Raw genomic sequence first — 21,348 nt, forward strand, 5'->3', positions numbered from 1 at the left:
AGGAATGAAATTATGACTGAATATGAAGAGAAGGTCATAAAAAAATTGCAGCAGTGGAAACTTACAATCATGAAAGATTCTTCTATAATGAATCGTTTTTCAAAAAAGGTACAAACGAAAATGCAACAGCTAATTCCGGAAAAAGTGCAAAATGTATTAACAGAAACAATTAAAAAGATGGTCCAAGGTATTAGTGCAGGATCGAATTTTATAAAACCGAAGTTAAAAGAAACAGATTGGTCGCTTGAAAGAAGAGATGCAGAGGTTTTAAAGAAAATGGATGAGTATAAAAAGGTTGCGGCCGCAGAAGGTGCCGGAACAGGAGCAGGTGGTTTTCTTTTAGGGCTTGCAGATTTCCCGCTTTTACTCAGCATTAAAATTAAGTTTTTATTCGATGCAGCGACAATGTATGGATTCGATACGAGTAAAGAAGAAGAGCGCCTCTTTATCCTACACGTCTTTCAGCTTGCTTTTTCCAGTGACAATCATCGCAAGGAAATATGGAAAGCAATCGAAACGTGGGACACAGCGAAAGAAAATCATATGGACTGGGAGAAATTTCAGCAAGAGTATCGAGATTATATCGATTTAGCGAAGATGCTGCAACTTGTACCGGTTATTGGTGCCCCGGTCGGTGCCTATGCAAACTATCAATTGTTGCAACGGCTTGGTGAGGTGACGATGAATTGCTATCGCCTTCGTTTCCTTCAGCAGAAGGGAATATCGATTTGATATGTCGCTTTGAAATGAAGTCATGAAGTTTCAGCCCCTTTGGCTATCTTACCAAAGGGGGTTTTTGTGTCTAAGAGAAGAATAGTTGAAATAGGAATGTGGATGAGACTGTAGTAAAAAAGGTATGACCTCAATCGTTCGAGCTAAACGTAGTCGTTATGAATACTCCCCCACTTAACTTCGTTTGAAGTAGGGATACTCTTTCGGTAAAATCTGATAGAAAAACGATTGGGGGAGTATTGTTCAACGATGAGGGGGTGGTGTTATGAGTGATAGTATGAATATTATTATCGGTTTAACTGATTACGATCAGAGCCCGTTTTCGCCCTATGTCACGTGAAAACAGTGCAGGCCCTATTTTATTTTCTTTGAATGTTGAGAATCAATGAATCGATAGAGGGGAGAGGGAAATATGAAATTTCGAAAAGACTGGTGGCTAGGTTTCCTCGGGTTTATTGGAGTGTATAAAATTCCAAACGTAATAAATGCATTTCAAGGTGAACAGGACTGGACGGCATTGATTAGCCTGATTTGGTTCATTTGGTTCGGCTATTTCATTCCGGAGAAGAAAGATGATGAAAAGAAAGAATTGTAATAAAAATGATTCTCTTTCTATGTAATTTTCTGTAAAATAGTAAAATGAAAGAATTCATATATTAGATTACTAAATTTGGAGTGATTCGATGCAGCCACTGGAAAATGAAATTCATCCTGATATGGTCAAAGTTTGGAAAGCTCGTGTTGTAATGGAGCTGGGCATAAGTGTGTTAGTTATCCTTGCTTATCTCTTTTTCATGATTAAGTTTAATTGGTGGGCTTGGCTGTTTTATGTCCTAATTGGACTAACGGTTGTGTATACACCGCTTGATTATTTTGTCTTTCCAAAAATACGGCAGCGTTATTACAGCTACCGCTTAAATGAAGAAGAATTAGAAATTCAGCACGGCATGTTTACAGTTAAACGTGTATTAGTTCCAATGATACGTGTGCAACACGTTACAATTGAGCAAGGTCCAATTATGAGAAAATATGATCTAGCAGAATTACAAATTTCAACGGCAGCGACTTCTCATAGTATTCCAGGTTTAAAGATGAGAGAAGCAGAACAATTGAAACGACAAATTGGAGAACTTGCGAAGGTGAGTGATGAGGATGTATAAGAGGCAGCATCCAATCACGATGTTACTTGAATTAAAGATAACAGACTTTATACCATTCATTATTTTTCTGTTTAGTTTAAAAGGGAAATTTCCATTTTGGTATTTAGTACCGATAGGTTTCCTAGTGATTTCAGTTATCTCTATTATTGTTGAGTGGTACTATAAAGTATATTGGGTTGAAAATAATGTACTGCACATTAAACAAGGGTTATTTGTGAAGAAAGAAAGTTACTTGAATAAAGAGCGCGTCCAAACAATTAATACAAGTTCAAGTATGTTATATCAAGTATTAGGTTTAACAAAGCTGAAAATTGAAACAGCTGGCGGTGGTAATGAGCCTGAGGTCAGTTTAGCAGGTATTACGATGGATGAAGCAAAATCATTAATTACAATGTTAAATGAACAGGCAGTGGAAGCTGTAGAAATACAAGAGGATTCTTCACAAATTCGTGTGGAAGAGGAGAATAAGACGGAATATAAGTTGACTTGGAAAGAGATCTTATTAGCGTCGGTTACGTCCGGTCAATTTGGTTTGTTGTTCTCTCTCTTATTCTTTGTTTATTCGCAAGTAGATGAGTATATCCCGAAATGGATGAAAGACAAAGCAGAAGCATATGTGATGGATCATGATGTATATGGCTGGATTTATCTAGTTGCGATGTTACTTGTGGTTTCTTGGATCGTATCTACAATTGGCTACGCCTTAAAGCATGCGAACTTTACCGTGCACCGGAAAAATGATGAAATTCGTATTTCACAAGGGCTTCTTGAGAGAAAAGAACTTGTGTTAAAGCTACACCGCATTCAAGGGATCACGATAAAAGAAGGGATATTCCGTCAACCATTTGGCTACTGTTCTATTCATGTAGAAGTCATTCAAAATAATGAAAAAGGTGAGGAGAACGTTACACTTCATCCAGTTATTCGGAAAGACCGCGTCGCAGAATTGCTTGCTCATTTACAGTTGCCATATGAACTAAATCCTACTATTACAGCCTTGCCAAAAACGGCACTGCGTCGCTATTTATTAGACAGTTTTATTTTCTTTTGTATATTAGCAGTTCCGGTTACAGGCGCAAGTATATATTTTGGAAAATACTTTATTATTTGGATACTGTTACCTCTGTTTGTATTACTGATGTCACTTGGTTATGCGACATTCCGTGCAGGTGGTTACAGGATAGAAGAGGAACAGTTGACAATGGTGTATCGTAATATTGCTAAATATACGGGACTCGTGAGAAGAAGGCATGTACAATCAATCGAGAAAACACAGTCTTATTTTCAGCGTGGAGCCCATTTATGTTCGCAAACTTTCTCTAGTGCATCCACAAATTATAAATTAGAGCATATGCGTTTGGAAGATGCAGAGCGTATGGTGGATTGGTATAAGGATAAATAACATCTATATAACAGTAGCGCAGTTCAATTGATTTGAACTGCGCTATTTGTATTTGCAAGAGTAGAATCTTGATAGGAAATGAATAGAATAGACGATATTTTTTTATGTTTTGAGGTATCAGATGAACTTACTTCTTTTTCCTCACGAGCTCCCCAATAGCTGGCCAAAAAGGTAGGGAGTAAGTAGCAAGATAAAAGCTTCATAATGTTAAAAAATGACCTGTTTCAGGTTTGTTATGTCACTTTGAAATTAATTTGTACAAGATTTTATATTAAAAAAAGAAACGCTCAAGCCCTCCAAAATTTGTGTCCAATCACTCTTTTTATATAATTCATACATTAATGTGAGAGGGGGGGAATCCTATCGTAACGTTACTACAATTGATTAGACCGTCCGCATTTAGAGCTGTAAAAGCATTTAACCAGAATATACCTACAGCACAATTTAAACAGATTACGTATGAAACGAAACAATTCGATTTAAAAAATGAGTATAATATATCCGACTCAACCTTTGTTCCTGCAAGAAAGGGAGTATATGCTATTACTGCAGGTGCAGCATTTCTTGCTACTTATCCTTTTGATATTTCTCGTACTATAACAATGTTAATACGTGTAAATGATATCAATATTGTTAGAGAAGATCACTATTTTGTGCCAAAATTAGTTGGGCGACCTCATGCCGTAAGAGTAAGTACGATTCTACAATTAAATAAAAGGGATAAAGTTCAAGTATGGACAATGATTAGCGGAGGAAATATGACTATTTTGAATAACGAAGGAACACGTTTTGAAGTAGCTAGATTTTCATCTCCATAAAATTGCATCAGTATAATCAAAAAAAGAGCTTTTTGGAAAGCTCTTTTTTTTCATCTAATTATTCAATTCGAAGTGCTAAAATATCCCCACAATCTAAAACAAGTATAGTTCCTGGTTCTGTTTCATTATCTACAAAAGTTGCACAAAAATTGTCCGCATTGAAATTAACAAAAATAACATCTTCGAGTGTATTTCCACTTAAATAAATATCTACTTCTGTACCCAATGGTAAAGTTACTAACTGTTCACATACGCATTTATCATGATTATTAGCCATTTAAAAGCACCTCCTTTTAGAAATATTTTATGTTTAAATGCAAGAATTGCTTGTTTAATAGTCTATATTTCAAAGAAATGGTGGTTTAGTCTCGTATACAAAAAAGAGAATAGGAAAAAACAGTTTACCCTATAATTTAAATGTGGAGAGATAACAGTTTCGTTTAGGTATGGGATGCGTTCTACATATTAAGAAAAAATAATAAATTGCACTTTTACAAAAACTGTTTATTTTACCTTGTTTTGTATGAGAATGACATATTACAATGAGGGATAAATAGTATATGTATTCAATAGATTTCTAAATTTGGAGTGATTACATGCATCCATTAGAAAATGAAATTCATCCGAATATGGTGAAAGTGTGGAAAATCCATGCATTAATTGGTGCCGGGGTACTTGTAAGCATCGTTTTAGCATATCTCTTTTTTATGATTCAATTTCATTGGTGGGGCTGGTTGTTTGGTGTATTGGTCACCTTGACGATTCTGTATGCACCGCTAGATTACTTTATTTTTCCGGCATTACGCCAGCGGTACTATAGCTACCGGCTAGATGAAGAAGAGATTGAAATTCAAAAAGGGATGTTTGTTGTAAAACGTGTACTTGTTCCGATGATACGTGTTCAGCACGTTACGATCGAACAAGGGCCGATTATGAGAAAATATGAGCTAGCAGAATTACAAATTTCAACGGCAGCGACTTCTCATAGTATTCCAGGATTAACAAAGAGAGAAGCAGAAGAGTTGAAACGACGAATTGGGGAACTTGCGAAAGTGAGTGATGAGGATGAATAAAAGGCAACATCCGATTACGATATTATTTGATATAAGGATTTCTAGTTTATTTCCGCTTATTATCGTTGTTTTATTTGGTCCGAAAGATGAAAGAGAGCCTTGGTATTGGTTTCCCATTTTCATTGTAGGTTTTTTATTGATTTTGGCCATCTTTTCGTTTGTGAAATGGTACTTTAAAGTTTATTGGATTGAAAACAACATTTTACATATAAAACAAGGGGTATTTGTTAAAAAGGAAAGCTATCTAAATAAAGAGCGTGTGCAAACAATTAGTACGACTTCAAATATTATCTATCAGTTATTTGGATTAACGAAGCTCAAAATTGAAGCGGCTGGTGGTGGGAAGGATCCAGAGGTAACGTTAGCTGGTATTAAGGAAGAGGAAGCGAAAGAATTAATCGCCTTATTAAATAAAGTAGAAGACGAGAAGCCTATAAAAGAAGAGGAAAGCTTGCGACAAGAAACAAACACAACTGTTTATCAGTTAACAGCAAAAGAAATTTTGCTAGCGTCTATTACATCCGGTCAGTTTGGCTTGTTATTTTCAGGATTGTTCTTTCTTTATACACAGTTTGATAACGTTCTTCCGAAATGGTTAATAGATGAAATAGAATCATATGTGAAAGACAATAGTGTATATAATTTGTTATACATGGGCGCGATTTTAATCGTAATCTCATGGATCATCTCTACAATTGGCTATGCTTTCAAACACGCGAACTTTACCGTGCAGAGAAACGGAAATGAAATTCGCATTTCACAAGGGCTACTCGAAAAGAAAGAGATTGTTTTAAAATTGCACCGGATTCAAGCGTTGACAATGAAAGAAGGAATTCTTCGTCAACCGTTTGGCTATTGTTCTATGGAAGTAGAAGTCATTCAAAGCATAGATACAAAGAATATGAATGTCATATTGCACCCACTTATGAAGAAAAAGGATGTACAAGAGCTATTGACCTATTTAAAGTTGCCGTATGAAATAGAAGAGGAAATTGTACATTTGCCAAAAGCTGCGCTGCGTCGTTACTTGATTATGGGCTGGATTATTTTTGGACTTGCATCGGTACCGATTATAGGGGCAAGTGTGTATTTCGAGCAATATAGTGCTTTATTAACATTAGTGCCATTATTTTTGTTCTTTACGATTCTTGGATATGGAAAATATAAAACGGGTGGATATGCGATAAAATCTGATCAGTTAACGCTTGTATACAGGGGCATCGCCAAGTATACAGGATTCGTGAGAAGAAGACATGTACAAGCAATGACAAAAACGCAATCGTATTTTCAGCGTAAAGATAGGCTGTATACGTATATTGTAGCGGTAGCTTGCAGCGCTATTGGGCGTCATTATGAATTGAAGCATGTGCGTGAAGAGGATGCCAATTACATACGAGATTGGTATAAGCAAAAAGGATAAGTAACGGCTTTCGTTAAAAGATAAAAAAAGAGCTTGGGTTATCTCCCAAGCTTTTCTCCTATTAAAATCTCAAATAGGGAGGATGAATCTTCATTACTGAGTTGAACGTACTCACGACCACCTCTTACAACTTCTACTTTATCTTTATTGGGACTGATCCAAAGTTTATATAAAACAGCTTTTGCTTCTATTTTAGGATTTTTAAATTGAAATATGAAACGGTAATCAGCAGGACGTGTCATATCTACTTTTACATTTTCCCAATCAGCTTTATCTAATATTTTTTTCACTTTACGAACTTGCCCATTATTCGTAATTTCATTGAAATCTTCATAGTTATTTTTGTTACCGATACATTGTTGAACTTTTATATTCTGTTTTTCGTTTTCTATGCCGATTGAACAACCTGTCATCACTAATAAAATCAGTGCGAACAAAAGGAGAAAATACTTTGTGAATTTCATATCCAATCCCCCCTTTACTCTACAAATATAATGAAAAAGACGAAATCATTGGGATTTCGTCTTCTGCTGATGTTGTTTGCACCTTTGAAAAGGATAAGGGTATTTTTTACGCTAACACATCAAACGTTGTCACAAAAGATGGTCTTGAAAAAATACTTTTTTGCGGCTCTGCACTTGCTTGTGCAGGGCGTTTTTTATGTGCATTTTCGAAAGAACGTGATTCCGTCCAATCTTTAAAGTTTTGCTCCGTTTCCCACATTGTCATAATGACATATGTATCGTTACTTAATGGGCGAAGAACGCGGATTGCTTGGAAACCGGGTTCGTTTTCAATAAGACCTGCGCGGCTTTTGAAACGATGTTCAAAGACAGGACGGCCTTCATCTGTAACAGAAATGTTGTTACAAACAATAAAGCCAGGTTGTCCTTTAAATTCTCCGACTGCGTCTAGCACGTCATAGCTAAGTGAACCTTCTACAGTTTCTTCTGTATTTTCTTTATAAAACATATTTTTTTCATCATTCTTTGCAGTGAAATGTGGTTGTTCTAGAGGTGTTTCGTATGAAATGATTGCTTTCATTTATAATGCCCCCCTTAATGATTTTGCTTTCATTATAGCAACTCTTGCCAAAAACTTCGAAGATTATATACATAAAGATTATTCTTTTTCAAATAATAAATGTACCATCATTTGGAAAGAAGGACGATGAATGAAGAAAATAATGTGGACCTTAATGGGCGGCGTGGCGGTGTTTGTAGTCGCAATTGTATTCTATAAACTCATTGTGTTAGCTGGTGGTTATATGATGGATGAAAAGCAGCTGGTTTTCCACTCTTCATCACGTATTGTTGATCAACAAGGAAAAGAAATTACAAAATTATATGTAGAAAATAGAGATCTTGTATCGATTGAACAAGTTCCGAAACATGTACAACAAGCATTTATCGCTGTAGAGGATGCTCGGTTTTATGACCATCATGGGATTGACTATCCTTCTGTGTTTCGCGCATTGTATAAAGATATTTTAGCGAGAGAAAAAGTCGAGGGCGGTAGTACCATTACGCAGCAACTTGTTAAAAATGTTTTTTTAACTCATGAAAAAACATTTACACGTAAATTAAAAGAAGTGGCAATCGCACTTAAATTAGAACAAAAATATACGAAGGGGCAACTTCTCGAAATGTATATGAATCATATTTATTTTGGTCATGGTGCCTACGGAATTCAAGCAGCAGCAAAATTGTATTTTAATAAAAATGTAGAGGAGTTGACGGTTGAAGAAGGAGCGATGCTTGCGGGTCTTCCGAAAGCACCAAACGGGTATTCACCGTTCTTATATCCAAAAAAGAGTAAGGAACGCCGTGACTTAGTATTGTCACTTATGCATAAACAAGGCTATGTATCAGCGGAGGAAAGTGTTCGCTACCAAGGGAAAACAATTGCGCTTTATAAAAATTTAAATGAGCGAGAACTTGCTTATATGCCCTATGTAGATATGGTAGTAGATGAGGCAGCACGTTTATATGGTTTGTCGCATCAAGAAGTTCTGCGCGGTGGTTATACATTTGTTGTTTCAATGGATGAAAAAATTCAAAAAGTCGCTTACGATCAATTTCAAGATGCACGCAATTTTCCAGGAAAAGAGGGTGGAGCACAAGGTGCCTTTTTATTAATGGATAATATGACAGGAGGAATTAAAGCAGCGATTGGCGGACGAGAGTATGTGCCAAGAGGGTTTAATAGAGTGTTCGCGAAAAGACAGCCAGGGTCTGTTTTAAAACCGCTCATTGTGTACGCACCAGCGCTGGAAACGAAAAAGTATAATCCGTATTCTTTATTAACAAATGAACGAGTCTCTGTTGAAGGATATGAACCAAGAAATTATAATCATCGGTATTCAAAAGAAGTAACAATGTACGATGCGCTCTTAGAGTCAGCGAATGTACCAGCTGTATCTTTATTACATGAAATGGGGATAGAAGAAGGAAAGCAATATTTAGAGAAGGGGAATATTCATATTGCAGAATCTGGTTTAAGCACGGCACTTGGCGGGCTGAAAGAAGGGGTTTCTCCATTTGAACTTGTAAAGATGTACCGTTCGTTTTTAGCGAATGGAAACATTATTGAGCCACATGTGATTGAAAAGGTACTCGACCGACACGGAAAGGTGATTGGAGAATCACCGAAAAACGAAACGAAAGTGTTTTCAAAACAAACAGCATGGTATATGACAAAAATGCTAGAAGGTGTCGTAAAAGAAGGTACGGCAAAAACGGGAGAATATAAAGGTGCACTAGCAGGAAAAACAGGTACAACGTCTCTTCCGAATCAAAGCGAAGGCGCTAGAGATTTTTGGTTTGTTGGATACACGCCGAGTTTAGTAGGAGCGGTCTGGATTGGGTACGATCGTACGGATAACGAGCATCAACTGCATGATGAGAGTGCGTCTGCAACACAATTATTTAAAAAGATTTTAACGAAGGCGAACGTACAAGATGATTCAAATTTCAAGAAGCCAAAAGGTGTTGAAACGATCGGAACACCAATCCGCTTAAGTAAAATTGAAAATATAGAGGCGAAATTATCGTTTAGTCCGTTTGGTTTATTTACGATGAAATTGAACTGGAAACCACTTCAAGATAAAAGAGTTATCTATCGAATCTATAAGGTTGAGAACGGAATCCATACCCATGTTGGAACAGTAAAGGGAATTGGTGAGTACGAAGAAAAGTTTATTAACATATTCTCTAAACCAAGTTTTTATGTTGTTCCGTATAACTCACAAACAAATCGAGAAGGTGAAAAGACAAAAGTAGCTAAACCGTAGTTTTTGCTTGTGATATAATAAGAATGTTGTGAAAATAGTAAGCGGTTTTACGAACGTTTGTGTCAATTTCATGAACAACGTATATAATGTTATGCATTTTGTTTTACAAGCTGTATAGTAAAAAAAGATAAATAAGTAGGATAGGATTCGCTAGAAGCATTGGTAAGGAAGGGAGCCAGGGTCTTGGTAAGAACTATAAATGAGACATTTTTAAAAGCATGCATGGGGGAACAAACAGAATATGTACCAGCATGGTATATGAGACAAGCAGGTCGTTCACAACCTGAATATAGAAAAATAAAAGAGAAGTATTCTTTATTTGAAATTACACACAATCCGGAGCTATGTGCATATGTTACAAAGCTTCCAGTTGATCAATATAATGTTGACGCAGCGATTTTGTATAAAGATATTATGTCACCACTTCCAGCAATCGGTGTCGATGTTGAAATTAAATCTGGAATTGGACCGGTTATTGATAATCCAATCCGTTCTTTACAAGACGTAGAGAAGCTTGGTGAAATTCATCCAGAAGATGATGTTCCATACATATTAGATACAATTTGTTTATTAACAAATGAGATGTTAGATGTTCCGTTAATTGGTTTTTCAGGGGCGCCATTTACATTAGCGAGTTACATGATTGAAGGAGGACCTTCTCGTAACTATCATAAAACAAAGGCGTTTATGTATGCAGAGCCGAAAGCTTGGTTTGCCTTAATGGATAAGCTTGCCGATATGGTAATCACATATTTGAAAGCACAGATTAAAGCAGGAGCAAAAGCAGTACAAGTTTTTGATTCTTGGGTTGGAACGGTGAATGTAGCAGATTACCGCACATTTATTAAACCTGCAATGGAGCGTATTTTCACGGAAGTTCGCACAATGAACGTTCCGATGATCATGCACGGCGTTGGAGCAGGGCATTTAGCAAATGAATGGAATGACTTACCTCTTGATGTAGTTGGGCTTGATTGGCGCTTGTCAATTGAAGAAGCGCGCGGCCGCGGTATTCATAAAGCGGTACAAGGTAATATGGATCCTTCATTCTTACTTGCACCATGGGACGTTATCAGAGAACATGTAAAAACAATTTTAGATCAAGGGATGAAACAACCTGGTTATGTATTTAACTTAGGTCACGGTGTATTCCCGGAAGTAAATCCAGATACATTAAAGCGTTTGACGTCATTTATTCATGAGTATTCTAAAGGACAGTTAGCGAAGTAAAGGAGAATAGGTGTATGAAAAAGAAAATTGGTTTGCTTGTAATGGCATACGGAACACCATATAAAGAAGAAGATATTGAACGTTACTATACACATATTCGCAGAGGACGAAAGCCAAGTCCAGAAATGTTAGAGGACCTGACAGAACGTTACCGCGCAATTGGTGGTATTTCTCCTTTAGCTACTATTACATTAGAACAAGCGAAAAAGTTAGAAAAACATTTAAACGGGATGCAGGATAACGTAGAGTTCCATATGTATCTTGGATTAAAGCATATTGAACCTTTCATTGAGGATGCTGTAGAAGCTATGCATAACGATGGGATTGAAGAAGCAATTGCCCTTGTTCTTGCTCCACATTATTCTACGTTCAGCGTAAAATCATATGTCGGCAGAGCACAAGAAGAAGCAGAGAAACTCGGAAATCTAACAATTCACGGTATCGATAGCTGGTATAAAGAACCGAAATTTATCCAGTACTGGGTAGATGAAGTGAAAAAAGTATATAGCAGTATGACAGAAGAAGAACTTGAAAAAGCAGTGTTAATTGTATCTGCGCATAGTTTACCAGAGAAAATCATCGCTTTAGGTGATCCTTATCCAGAACAGTTAAATGAAACAGCTGATTATATTGCACGTGGTGCAGAAGTTCCTAATTATGCGGTCGGTTGGCAAAGTGCGGGCAATACACCGGACCCATGGATCGGGCCAGATGTACAAGATTTAACGAGGGAACTACATGAAAAATACGGCTACACTTCATTTGTATATGCACCGGTTGGATTTGTAGCTGAACATTTAGAAGTGTTGTATGACAATGATATTGAATGTAAAATTGTTACAGAAGAAATTGGAGCGAAGTATTATCGTCCGGAAATGCCAAATGCATCAGATGCATTTATTTCTTGCTTAGCAGATGTCGTGTTAAAGAAACAAGCAGAAGTTTCGTGAGACAATGGAAAAGGAGGAGCCATTTTGAAAAAGAAAGTTGTTATCATCGGTGGTGGAATTACAGGTTTAACAACAGCGTATTACTTACAAAAAGAAGTTCGCGAAAAAGGATTGCCGATTGATACATTGCTAATAGAAGCGTCGGGTAGGCTTGGCGGCAAAATTCAAACCGTTCGAAAAGATGGATTTACAATTGAGCGCGGTCCAGATTCTTTCTTAGAAAGAAAAGAAAGTGCAGCCAGGTTAGCCAGAGAATTAGGCCTTGGATATGCGCTTGTAAACAACGCAGCTGGTCAGTCATTTGTTCTTGTGAACAACCGATTACATAAGATGCCGAGTGGATCCATGATGGGAATTCCAACGCAAATTACGCCCTTTCTATTTTCAGGATTGTTCTCTCCGATTGGTAAAGTAAGAGCAGGTTTTGATTTTGTATTACCACGTTCAAAGCCTGTTTCTGATCAATCACTTGGTCAATTTTTCCGTCGACGTTTAGGAAATGAAGTGGTTGAAAATTTAATCGAACCATTGTTATCTGGGATTTATGCGGGAGATATTGATCAAATGAGCTTAATGGCGACATTCCCGCAGTTTTATCAAGTAGAGCAGAAATATCGTAGTATTTCACTCGGTATGCGTAATTTGGCTCCGAAGAAAGAAAGGGATGCAGCGCCGCAAGGGATCTTTTTAACATTGAAAACAGGGCTGCAATCTATTGTAGAAAGAATAGAAGAGCAGCTAGAAGATGGAACTATTGTGAAGGGGACTCGGATTGAAAAAGTCGCAAAAATGGGCGATGGTTATATGATTACGCTGAGCAATGGAAAAGAAATTGAGGCGGACTCTATTGTGGTTGCTGCATCTCACAAAGTATTGCCGTCTATGTTTGCACAGTATAAGGAGTTTCGTTTCTTCCGCAATGTTCCATCGACGTCGGTTGCTAATGTTGCATTAGCCTTTCCAAAAGAAGCTATTAAGCGTGATATTGATGGTACAGGCTTCGTTGTATCCCGAAATAGCGATTTTTCCATTACAGCATGTACGTGGACACATAAGAAATGGCCGCATACAACACCGGAAGGTCAAGTGCTTCTTCGCTGCTATATGGGGCGTCCTGGTGATGAAGCAATTGTCGAACAAACAGATGAAGAAATGGTTCGTTTTATATTAGAAGATTTACAAAAAACAATGGATATTACAGCAGAGCCGGACTTTACGGTTGTCAGCCGCTGGAAAGATGCCATGCCGCAATATACTGTGGGACATAAAGAACGTATGACAAAGTTAAAAACATTTATGGATAAAGAATTACCAGGCGTTTATTTAGCTGGTAGCTCTTACGGCGGATCAGGCCTTCCAGATTGTATCGATCAAGGTGAGGCAGCGGTAAAGCATGTGCTGTCTTATTTGGAAAAAATAGATGAAGCGGAATTAATTGCGCAATAAAAAAACAGGAGCCAGTAGGCTCCTGTTTTTTGTCGTTGTTTGTCAAAGTGACGATATATTCGAGTTTGCACCGATAAACTTTCATTTACTATATATTACTTTACTCATCAGTCATCAATATATCTAGAAACCTGAAGGGGCTTTTGCTTTACACTTATAACTCTCGCAAAAAACGAATGAATTTCTTTAAGCCTTGCGGTTGCTGTTTTCTACGTTTAATCACAAAATCAATTTCGACTGTCTCGGGCAGTTCTTCATAATGAATTGTTTTTGGCTTATTTCGGCTATATACAACATTAGTAGGTACGATCGTAATACCAAGCCCATCGTGAGCAGCTTGCATAATCGATTCAAGCGAATCAAATTCCAGTATCGCCCTTTGGTCAAAGTTATTCATATGACGATAATCTAATAGTTTCTTTCTATATATACAATTTGGATCACTGTTTACAAGTAAAGTTTGATTTTCGGGCAGAGTATCTTTTGGTAAAACGAGTATAATATTTTCAAAATAACTGTACACACTTTCGAATTGTGAATCATTATATGCACCGCTTAAAAAAATCCCATCAAGTTCTCCATACAAAAGCATTTCTTGTAACTTTGCGTTATCATTCGTTCTTAGCTTCATATCAATATTTGTATGTAACTCCAAAAAAGAAGAAAATAGCTGAGGTACTTTCACCGCAGAAATAGTTTGAGATGCCCCAAGTGTTAAAGAATCTCTCCATTTCTCAGGGTTTATTTTTGATTTCGCTTCATTCATTAAAGACATAATTTCATTTGTGTAATCTAATAATACTTTTCCTTCTTCCGTTAATGTTACTCCTCTGTTATTGCGCTTTAATATTTTTACGCCGAGTTCATCTTCTAAGTTTTTAATTCGCTGACTTATATTTGGTTGTACATATCCCAACTTTTCAGCAACTCTAGAGATTGATTGTAGTTCTGCAACATGCTTAAAAATCCATAAGTCATGGCTTTCCAAGAATAGATCCCTCCACCTAGGTATTATTTAAAATGATACCATAGTCATTATTCAGTATTATACTCCTCAAACGAACGAAGATAAAATGAAATCAAATCAGATACAGTGAGGAGATTTTAAAATGAATATAAAAGATAAAGTAGTCATTATAACAGGCGGTGGCACAGGTATTGGAAAGGCTGTTGCGTTGAGATTAGCGAGTTTAGGAGCGAAAGTTGTGGTGAATTATAGCTGTTCCGAAAAAGAAGCGTTAGAAACTGTGAATGAAGTAAAGCAGCGAGGAGGTACCGGGGTGGCTTTGAAAGCAAATGTAGCCAAAAAAGAAGAAGTAGAGGATATGGTATCTCAAACTGTTCATTTTTTTGGAACAGTCGATTGTTTAGTGAATAATGCGAGTATAACAGCTCAAATACCTATGGATGATTTAGAGTCTGTAACGGATCAAGTGTGGGATGACCTTTTTAGTGTGAACGTGAAAGGGATGTTTCATTGTATACAAGCTGTTGTTCCTTATATGAAGGAGAAAAAATCAGGTGCGATTGTGAATATGGGAAGCGTTGCAGGGATAACGGGATTAGGATCATCTGTACCATATGCCGCAACAAAATCAGCCATTCATACGATGACAAAATCGCTCGCAATTGCATTAGCACCTGACATTAGAGTAAATAGTATTTCTCCTGGTGCAGTCGATACAAGGTGGTGGGCAGGTAATGAAGAGAAAATGTACCAACTGGCGGGGAACCTACCACTTCAAAGAATTTCAACACCAGATGATATTGCCGAGGCGATTCTTTTTCAATTAATCCAGGAATCTATTACGGGACAAATATTTACAATTGATAATGGACAGACGCTTTAATCTTGCGGAGCATTGTGCAGTAAGATTATCGACTTACTAGAAAGTTGGATTTATCCCGCATTAACGGACAGTAACACTCCCACTTCAAAATTCAGCGAAAGCAAGGAAGTTAGGTGGGAGATGCACTGTCCGTAAAAGCTCGATTGGTTTAACTAATAATCAGTGGGGAGGGAGAAAACCCCCACTGATTAAAGCTTCACTTTATAACAGCGAAGGCATTCTGGTTCATTAAAGATCCCTTTGTTGTTGATTGAAAAGATGCTTTCTATACGTGAAAACACCTTTTGTTAATATAGATTCGGTTATGGGATACCACCACATCGCTATCAAGCTAAGAAAATACAACTACCCCCAGAACGAGATTTTGTCCTAACTTGTAATAAAAAAGCTCATTTTTTCGTTTTGGGATAGTTCTGAATTCTTAAGTTGATGGGCATGTATGGTGACCCTTTGTAGAAGAAACATTTTCCATCTGAGAGCTTATGCTCTCTTTTTTTTTATGTTCGACATAATCTGACAAAAAAGTTGTAACCATATTTGTTATGATAGTTCAGGAATCATACATTTTACATAATTGGAGGAAACGAAATGTATAAGAAGATGGGTACACTCGTTATAACTGGAGCGCTTGCTATCAGTCTAGCGGGATGTAGTGATACAGAAGAAACTGCCAAGAAAGTATCAAATGATACAAAAACAGAACAAACAACTGAAAAGAAAGAAGAGAAAAAAAAATTTAAAGTTGGCGAAACAATTAATCTTGGAAATCACAAATTAACTGTTACAAATGTTGAAAAGTCTCCAGGTGGAGAATTCGATAAACCTAAAGAGGGTCATGAATTTTTAATCGCTAATGTAACTATAGAAAACGGCGGCAAAGAAGAAATACATTATAATGCTCACGATTTCAGTTTACAAAACAGTGAAGGAAATATTGTAGATCCAACGTTAACTATGATTAACCAAGATACTCAATTGAATTTTGGAAAACTTGCACAAAATGGGAAAATAACTGGAACTATTGCTTTCGAATCAAAACAAGGAGATCCTAAGCTTCAATTAATCTTCAAACCAATTTCCTTATCAGAAGAAGAAGTTCGAGTAAATCTTCAATAATATTATCTACAAAAAGAAAAGACACTCGAATTGAGTGTCTTCTTTTAAAATTTCACATACTATATCTAATTAATGGGGTATCGCCAGCATTTCGGAAAAAAATCACGCTAAGCAAAAAAATAAAATAAGCCATCCATTTGGATAGCTCATTTACATAATTATCGTTATAGGTAGCAAGTTTTTCTCCATTACATTCCGAAATTCGGCTGGTTTTTAGCTTTCGCCAAGCCGAACAAAGCAAAAACAGGTAAAAATGATAAAATATAGTTTGAAAAGAGCTACGTGGAGATAAAGAAATAAAAAATATCGTAGAAGGGGGAGTAAAAACATGGAAAAATCATGGGAACGACCAAAAATAAAAATCCAAAAAACAAAAAGTGAACGGATTTGGGATATCATTGGATATTCATCTTTTTTATTATCAATAATTTTTTTAATCATCACTTGGGGAAACTTACCTAAGCAAGTACCGGTACATTATAACGGTGCTGGGGTTGTTGATCGTTGGGGGACAAAATGGGAACTTTTAATTTTACCGGGTATCGGGGTATTCATACTTCTTTTAATGCAGGCTTTAGAAAAGTTTCCCGAAGTTCATAACTACCCACGAAGATTTAATAAATCGAATGCTGAGAAGTTTTATTTAAATAGTCGAAAAGCGGTTAATCAACTAAAAAATATTTGTTTATTTATCTTTGCTTTGATCCAGTATGAGTCAATCTCAATAGCTTTAGGGTGGGGAAATGGTTTTGGAAAATTACTTATACCTATCGTAATTATCGGGACGGGTATCCCAATTGTGATAGGTATAATGAGGCAACGAAAAATTAAATAATATTATTGTCATTAAAACGGTATTGGGAAAAAAATATGTTGATTTGAAATAAAGTTTGATAATTTTGAAAAAAGTCTGATCGTTTAATATAAAGATTGATAATATGTAAGAAAGTTTGATCAAAATCCTATGTTGATGTGCAGGATTTTTTCTTATTCAGCAATCGAGCCATATTATGTAGTAACTGATTGTGTAAATAAAATCATAATATTCTTAAAATTTTCATTGGATTTAATAATAATAAATTATAAAATGAAACAATATATAAAACTATACGTAATTCAAAAAGATTTCTGTTATCCCTCATAATGAAAGGAGTTATTACAATCAAAAACAATAATGATCGTCATCCTCTGGACAAAATCGAGAAGTGGTTGGTTTTTACTGGTTATGCAGCTTTTGTTTGGTCGACTCTATTCGGGTTAATCCACATTTATTGGGCTGCAGGAGGCACTTTAGGATTTGAAGGTAGGACGATGGGCGAAGTGTTATTCATCATTAATCTGGTTGCAATTGCCCTATGTATAATTTCTGCATTTACTGCACTTGCACTTGTTCAAGCATGGGGACGAAGGTTTCCATCCTGGTTGTTGCTCACTTCAGCATGGGGAGCGTGTGTGGTTTTGGGTTTGCGCGGTGGTGTAGGGATAATTCAAAGCTTGTTGGAATCAGAATCACTTTCTTTACTATTAGTAATTGTTGAACCGTTTTTCTTGTTAGGAGGAATTTTATATGGACTTCTTGCTTTTCTTTATATTTATACCTCCAACAATGGGAAAAAAATAAAACAGAACGGGATAAATATGCGGTAAACCTATAGTTATTCAAGAAACGGGCGTTTTAACGGAGGAAAGATCACAAAAGTGATCAAACTTTTTTATGAAAGATAAATAGTCAATCTCAAAAGTGGAATCCATTTTGATCAATCTTGATATGCTCCCCATTAGGTAGACAGATAAAAAATAAAAATCTGTTTATCTAAGGGGAGTATTTATTATGGCTCGAATGAAATATTCTAAAGCTGAAAAATTGGCTATTTTAGCTCTTTATAAAGATGGTCATCATTCAATAGCTGACATTAGTGCTAAATTTTTTGTTGATCCTGGGACGATTAGAGATTGGAAGAGAAGGTATGAAGTGAATGGTGAAGACGGCCTAGAAGAAGCGAGTTCTTGGAAGTGTTATTCAAAAGAGCTAAAGTTAGCAGCCGTCAATGATTATCTATCAGGACACTACTCGTTAAGCAAGGTTATCCAAAAATACAATGTATCCAGTACTGCGGTTTTGAGAAAATGGATTAAAAAGTATAATAGTCATAGAGAATTAAATGATACCGGTAAAGGAATGACAAACTCTATGACAAGTAGAAGAAAAACAACGTTAGAAGAACGAATTCAAATTGTAAATTACTGTATACAACATCAGAAAAACTATCAGCTCACAGCCGAAGGCTATGAAGTTTCTTATCAACAGGTATATCAATGGGTCAAGAAGTTTGAAGCACATGGTGAAGAAGCACTACAAGATAAACGCGGTCGAAAGAAAAAGGAATATGAATTAACAGAGGAAGAAAAGTTTAAGATAGAAATGAAACGTTTAGAACAAGAAAATGAACGATTGCGTGCAGAAAATGCTTTTTTAAAAAAGTTAGAGGAACTCGAAAGGAGGCGTCATTAACTAGTATTCGTCTACAAAATAAATATAGAGCCATTCAAGATTTACATGCGAACGAAAATCTGCCAGTAATCCTTTTATGTGAAATCGCCGGTGTATCTCGTGCCGCCTATTATAAATGGCTACAGCGTACGCCAACAGCTAGAGAATTAGAAAATGAAGCAATTCTTCAAGATATTCAAGCTATTTATGAACAAGTAGGAGGCATTTATGGGTATCGAAGAATGAAATTAAATATTAATAGAAGATACCATAAAAAGTTTAACCATAAACGCATTTATCGCTTAATGCACATCGCTGGATTACAGTCTGTGATTCGTCGGAAAAGAAAGCGTTATGTTCCCTCATCTGTACAATATGTCGCTGAAAATCGACTCAATCGTGAATTTACTGCAAGCAAGCCTAATGAAAAATGGGTAACAGATGTCACAGAGTTCAAATTAAGAAACGGAAGGAAAACATATTTAAGCGCCATTTTAGATCTTTATGATGGCTCTATTATTAGTTATGTATTGGGACATTCAAACAATAATAAATTGGTATTTCAAACATTGGACCAAGCTATCACTATATTAAAAGAGAATGAACATCCATTGATTCATAGTGATCGAGGGTATCAATATACATCACATGGGTTTAAGAGAAAAATAGAAAAAGCAAACGTGATTCATAGTATGTCCCGTGTAGGAAAATGTATAGATAATGGACCAATGGAATCATTTTGGGGAACATTGAAATGTGAAAAATATTACCTACATAAGTATGAGACATTTGAAGCATTACAACAAGCAATAGATGATTATATCCAGTTTTACAATAACGAACGTTACCAAGAAAGATTAAACGGCTTAAGCCCATTGGAATATAGGGCTCAAGCCGCTTAAAGTATTTTTATTATTTCCACTGTCTACTTGACAGGGAGCTGTTCATCTATTTTCAAACTGGATTCTTTTTCTTTACCGTAAAATATGGGTTTGTGAGGTATTTTTAATCAAAATTTATTTCAAAGCTACAAAATAATTGGTAAGTATCAATGGTAAAGGGAAAACCAAAAAGGCAAGATCTAAATAAGAAAAAAACCACATTGAATAAATATACATGCCGGTTAACATAACGTCTCATTATCGGTAGCAAATCAAAAGCGAAATCCTTACTTGATCAGTAGATTTCGCTTTTTTCTTTATATCATCCTATACATGATTTTATACATCCCTATTCTGGTGCGGTTTTAGAGTTCTTGTTTGTTACTGGGTTATCCAAAAAATTGTATAAAATCCTGCATGCTCTTAGCGTGGTTTTTTTCCAAAATGCTGGCGGTACCCCATCGCTATCAAGCTAACAAAACAAAATACCCCCTAAAATGAAAAAATACGCTATTCTTTTTGTAAAATCATAGGAAAGGATGGCGTTTTCGTATGTCTATTTCTATATCCGATGAATTACAATTATTTGCTCAAGAGATTCAAAGGTTTTTATCTCCAAATGCCTTACAGAATCTTGCTAGAGATGTTGGTTTTGTTCAGCGAATGAGTAAGTACCAAGCAAAGGATTTAATCGCTGTATGTGTGTGGATGAGCCAAAAGGTTGCTACGACTTCTTTAACTCAGCTATCTAGCTGTTTAGAAGCATCAACCGAAGTGCTTATCAGTCCTGAGGGACTGAATCAACGATTTAACCAGGAAGCCGTTCACTTTTTACAACAGATATTAGCCAAACTACTAAACCAAAAATTAGCTTCATCTGTATCTTTTTCTTCTCCCTATACTTCTGTTTTCAAACGTATTCGTATTTTAGATTCAACTGCATTTCAACTACCTGATTCCTTTTCAAGCGCTTATCCAGGTGCTGGAGGATGCAGCCATACAGCGGGATTAAAAATTCAATTGGAGTATGATCTATTAAGTGGACAGTTTTTACATATTCATACAGGTCCAGGAAAACAACATGATCGAACCTATGGTTCTCTGTGTGTTCCAACCGTGAAAGAAAATGATTTGTGTATTCGGGATTTAGGCTATTTTCATTTGAAAGATCTTCAACATATACAAGATAAAAAGGCTTACTATATCTCTCGTATTAAATCAAATACACGTATTTATCAAAAAAATCCTAATCCTGATTATTATCAAAATGGAAAACTAAAGAAGAAAACAGAATATAAACAGATAGATATGGAGGCATTAATGAATTCTCTTCATCCAGGGCAAACATACGAAATATCTGATGCTTATGTAGGAATGACTGATAAAGTTTCAACTCGTGTGATTGTTCATCGACTAACAAAAGAACAACAAAAAAAACGATTACAAGATCAAACTGTAAGAGAAAAAAAGAAAGGAATGAAGTATTC

The 21,348-nt window shown here is 36.1% G+C and carries 21 protein-coding genes; 17 read left to right on the forward strand and 4 right to left on the reverse strand.

Annotated features, from left to right (window positions below):
* Positions 1 to 12 precede the first annotated feature (12 nt).
* The 5 genes from BLV40_RS15845 to BLV40_RS29385 all read left to right on the forward strand — a co-directional run bounded on the left by BLV40_RS15845 (position 13) and on the right by BLV40_RS29385 (position 4,112).
* Complete coding sequence (locus BLV40_RS15845; protein WP_026590570.1) at positions 13 to 732, forward strand: EcsC family protein; 720 nt, start codon at positions 13 to 15, stop codon at positions 730 to 732.
* Between the two features lie 412 nt (positions 733 to 1,144).
* Complete coding sequence (locus BLV40_RS15850) at positions 1,145 to 1,327, forward strand: hypothetical protein (protein WP_090691635.1); 183 nt, start codon at positions 1,145 to 1,147, stop codon at positions 1,325 to 1,327.
* Between the two features lie 88 nt (positions 1,328 to 1,415).
* A complete protein-coding gene (locus BLV40_RS15855; RefSeq protein ID WP_090691639.1) occupies positions 1,416 to 1,892 on the forward strand; it encodes a PH domain-containing protein in 477 nt (158 codons plus the stop codon).
* Positions 1,885 to 3,294, forward strand: coding sequence for a PH domain-containing protein (locus tag BLV40_RS15860; protein WP_090691641.1), 1,410 nt, complete (start codon positions 1,885 to 1,887; stop codon positions 3,292 to 3,294). Before BLV40_RS15855 ends, BLV40_RS15860 begins: the two co-directional genes overlap by 8 nt.
* A gap of 380 nt (positions 3,295 to 3,674) precedes the next feature.
* Entirely contained in the window at positions 3,675 to 4,112 is a 438-nt protein-coding gene (locus BLV40_RS29385; RefSeq protein ID WP_244525416.1) for a hypothetical protein, read from the forward strand.
* Between the two features lie 58 nt (positions 4,113 to 4,170).
* Here BLV40_RS29385 and BLV40_RS15870 read toward each other — a convergent pair whose 3' ends face one another.
* Positions 4,171 to 4,389 (reverse strand): hypothetical protein, encoded by a 219-nt coding sequence (locus tag BLV40_RS15870; RefSeq protein ID WP_026590565.1) that lies wholly within the window; start codon positions 4,387 to 4,389, stop codon positions 4,171 to 4,173.
* Between the two features lie 319 nt (positions 4,390 to 4,708).
* On the opposite strand from BLV40_RS15870, the gene BLV40_RS15875 reads away from it, so the two are divergent.
* Together BLV40_RS15875 and BLV40_RS15880 are read left to right on the forward strand one after the other, a co-directional pair.
* A complete protein-coding gene (locus BLV40_RS15875) occupies positions 4,709 to 5,185 on the forward strand; it encodes a PH domain-containing protein (RefSeq protein ID WP_026590564.1) in 477 nt (158 codons plus the stop codon).
* A complete protein-coding gene (locus tag BLV40_RS15880; RefSeq protein WP_090691645.1) occupies positions 5,178 to 6,605 on the forward strand; it encodes a PH domain-containing protein in 1,428 nt (475 codons plus the stop codon). The genes BLV40_RS15875 and BLV40_RS15880 overlap by 8 nt, the downstream gene beginning before the upstream one ends.
* 38 nt (positions 6,606 to 6,643) lie before the next feature.
* On the opposite strand, the gene BLV40_RS15885 is transcribed toward BLV40_RS15880, so the two are convergent.
* Together BLV40_RS15885 and BLV40_RS15890 are read right to left on the reverse strand one after the other, a co-directional pair.
* Positions 6,644 to 7,069: a YhfM domain-containing protein gene (locus BLV40_RS15885; protein WP_090691648.1), complete on the reverse strand. Its 426-nt coding sequence runs from the start codon at positions 7,067 to 7,069 to the stop codon at positions 6,644 to 6,646.
* Positions 7,070 to 7,175: 106 nt separating this feature from the next.
* Positions 7,176 to 7,649, reverse strand: coding sequence for an antibiotic biosynthesis monooxygenase family protein (locus BLV40_RS15890; RefSeq protein ID WP_090691651.1), 474 nt, complete (start codon positions 7,647 to 7,649; stop codon positions 7,176 to 7,178).
* A 130-nt stretch (positions 7,650 to 7,779) separates the two neighbouring features.
* Between BLV40_RS15890 and BLV40_RS15895 the strand changes: the two genes are divergently transcribed.
* The 4 genes from BLV40_RS15895 (at position 7,780) to hemY (ending at position 13,523) form a co-directional block, all read left to right on the forward strand.
* Positions 7,780 to 9,897, forward strand: coding sequence for a transglycosylase domain-containing protein (locus BLV40_RS15895; RefSeq protein WP_090691653.1), 2,118 nt, complete (start codon positions 7,780 to 7,782; stop codon positions 9,895 to 9,897).
* A gap of 183 nt (positions 9,898 to 10,080) precedes the next feature.
* Positions 10,081 to 11,127, forward strand: a complete 1,047-nt coding sequence (gene hemE / locus BLV40_RS15900) for a uroporphyrinogen decarboxylase (protein WP_090691656.1) — start codon at positions 10,081 to 10,083, stop codon at positions 11,125 to 11,127.
* A gap of 14 nt (positions 11,128 to 11,141) precedes the next feature.
* Positions 11,142 to 12,077 (forward strand): ferrochelatase, encoded by a 936-nt coding sequence (gene hemH, locus BLV40_RS15905; RefSeq protein WP_090691659.1) that lies wholly within the window; start codon positions 11,142 to 11,144, stop codon positions 12,075 to 12,077.
* Positions 12,078 to 12,101: 24 nt separating this feature from the next.
* Entirely contained in the window at positions 12,102 to 13,523 is a 1,422-nt protein-coding gene (gene hemY, locus BLV40_RS15910; RefSeq protein ID WP_090691662.1) for a protoporphyrinogen oxidase, read from the forward strand.
* Positions 13,524 to 13,677: 154 nt separating this feature from the next.
* Here hemY and BLV40_RS15915 read toward each other — a convergent pair whose 3' ends face one another.
* Positions 13,678 to 14,511 (reverse strand): LysR family transcriptional regulator, encoded by an 834-nt coding sequence (locus BLV40_RS15915; protein ID WP_090691665.1) that lies wholly within the window; start codon positions 14,509 to 14,511, stop codon positions 13,678 to 13,680.
* Between the two features lie 121 nt (positions 14,512 to 14,632).
* Here BLV40_RS15915 and BLV40_RS15920 point away from each other — a divergent pair, with 121 nt between their 5' ends.
* The 6 genes from BLV40_RS15920 to BLV40_RS15945 all read left to right on the forward strand — a co-directional run.
* The gene (locus tag BLV40_RS15920) at positions 14,633 to 15,373 is read left to right on the forward strand and encodes an SDR family NAD(P)-dependent oxidoreductase (RefSeq protein WP_090691668.1); all 741 of its coding nucleotides are present in this window, start codon (positions 14,633 to 14,635) and stop codon (positions 15,371 to 15,373) included.
* 588 nt (positions 15,374 to 15,961) lie between these two features.
* Positions 15,962 to 16,489, forward strand: coding sequence for a DUF4352 domain-containing protein (locus BLV40_RS15925; protein WP_026590554.1), 528 nt, complete (start codon positions 15,962 to 15,964; stop codon positions 16,487 to 16,489).
* 328 nt (positions 16,490 to 16,817) lie between these two features.
* Positions 16,818 to 17,324 carry a DUF1648 domain-containing protein gene (locus BLV40_RS15930; RefSeq protein ID WP_139265546.1) on the forward strand — a complete coding sequence of 169 codons (507 nt, stop codon included), beginning with the start codon at positions 16,818 to 16,820 and terminating at the stop codon, positions 17,322 to 17,324.
* Between the two features lie 308 nt (positions 17,325 to 17,632).
* The gene (locus tag BLV40_RS15935) at positions 17,633 to 18,136 is read left to right on the forward strand and encodes a DUF3995 domain-containing protein (protein ID WP_090691670.1); all 504 of its coding nucleotides are present in this window, start codon (positions 17,633 to 17,635) and stop codon (positions 18,134 to 18,136) included.
* A gap of 184 nt (positions 18,137 to 18,320) precedes the next feature.
* Positions 18,321 to 19,882 (forward strand): IS3 family transposase gene (locus BLV40_RS15940; protein ID WP_090691672.1). Its coding sequence is split into 2 segments (ribosomal slippage): positions 18,321 to 18,954 and positions 18,954 to 19,882, totalling 1,563 coding nucleotides; the frame shifts between segments, so codons are not numbered across the junction.
* A gap of 531 nt (positions 19,883 to 20,413) precedes the next feature.
* Positions 20,414 to 21,348, forward strand: a 935-nt coding sequence (locus BLV40_RS15945; protein WP_090691675.1) for an IS4 family transposase, incomplete at its 3' end; no start/stop codon positions are given.

It is taken from the genome of Bacillus sp. 166amftsu (genome assembly GCF_900107445.1).
Classification (GTDB): Bacteria; Bacillota; Bacilli; order Bacillales; family Bacillaceae_G; genus Bacillus_A; species Bacillus_A arachidis.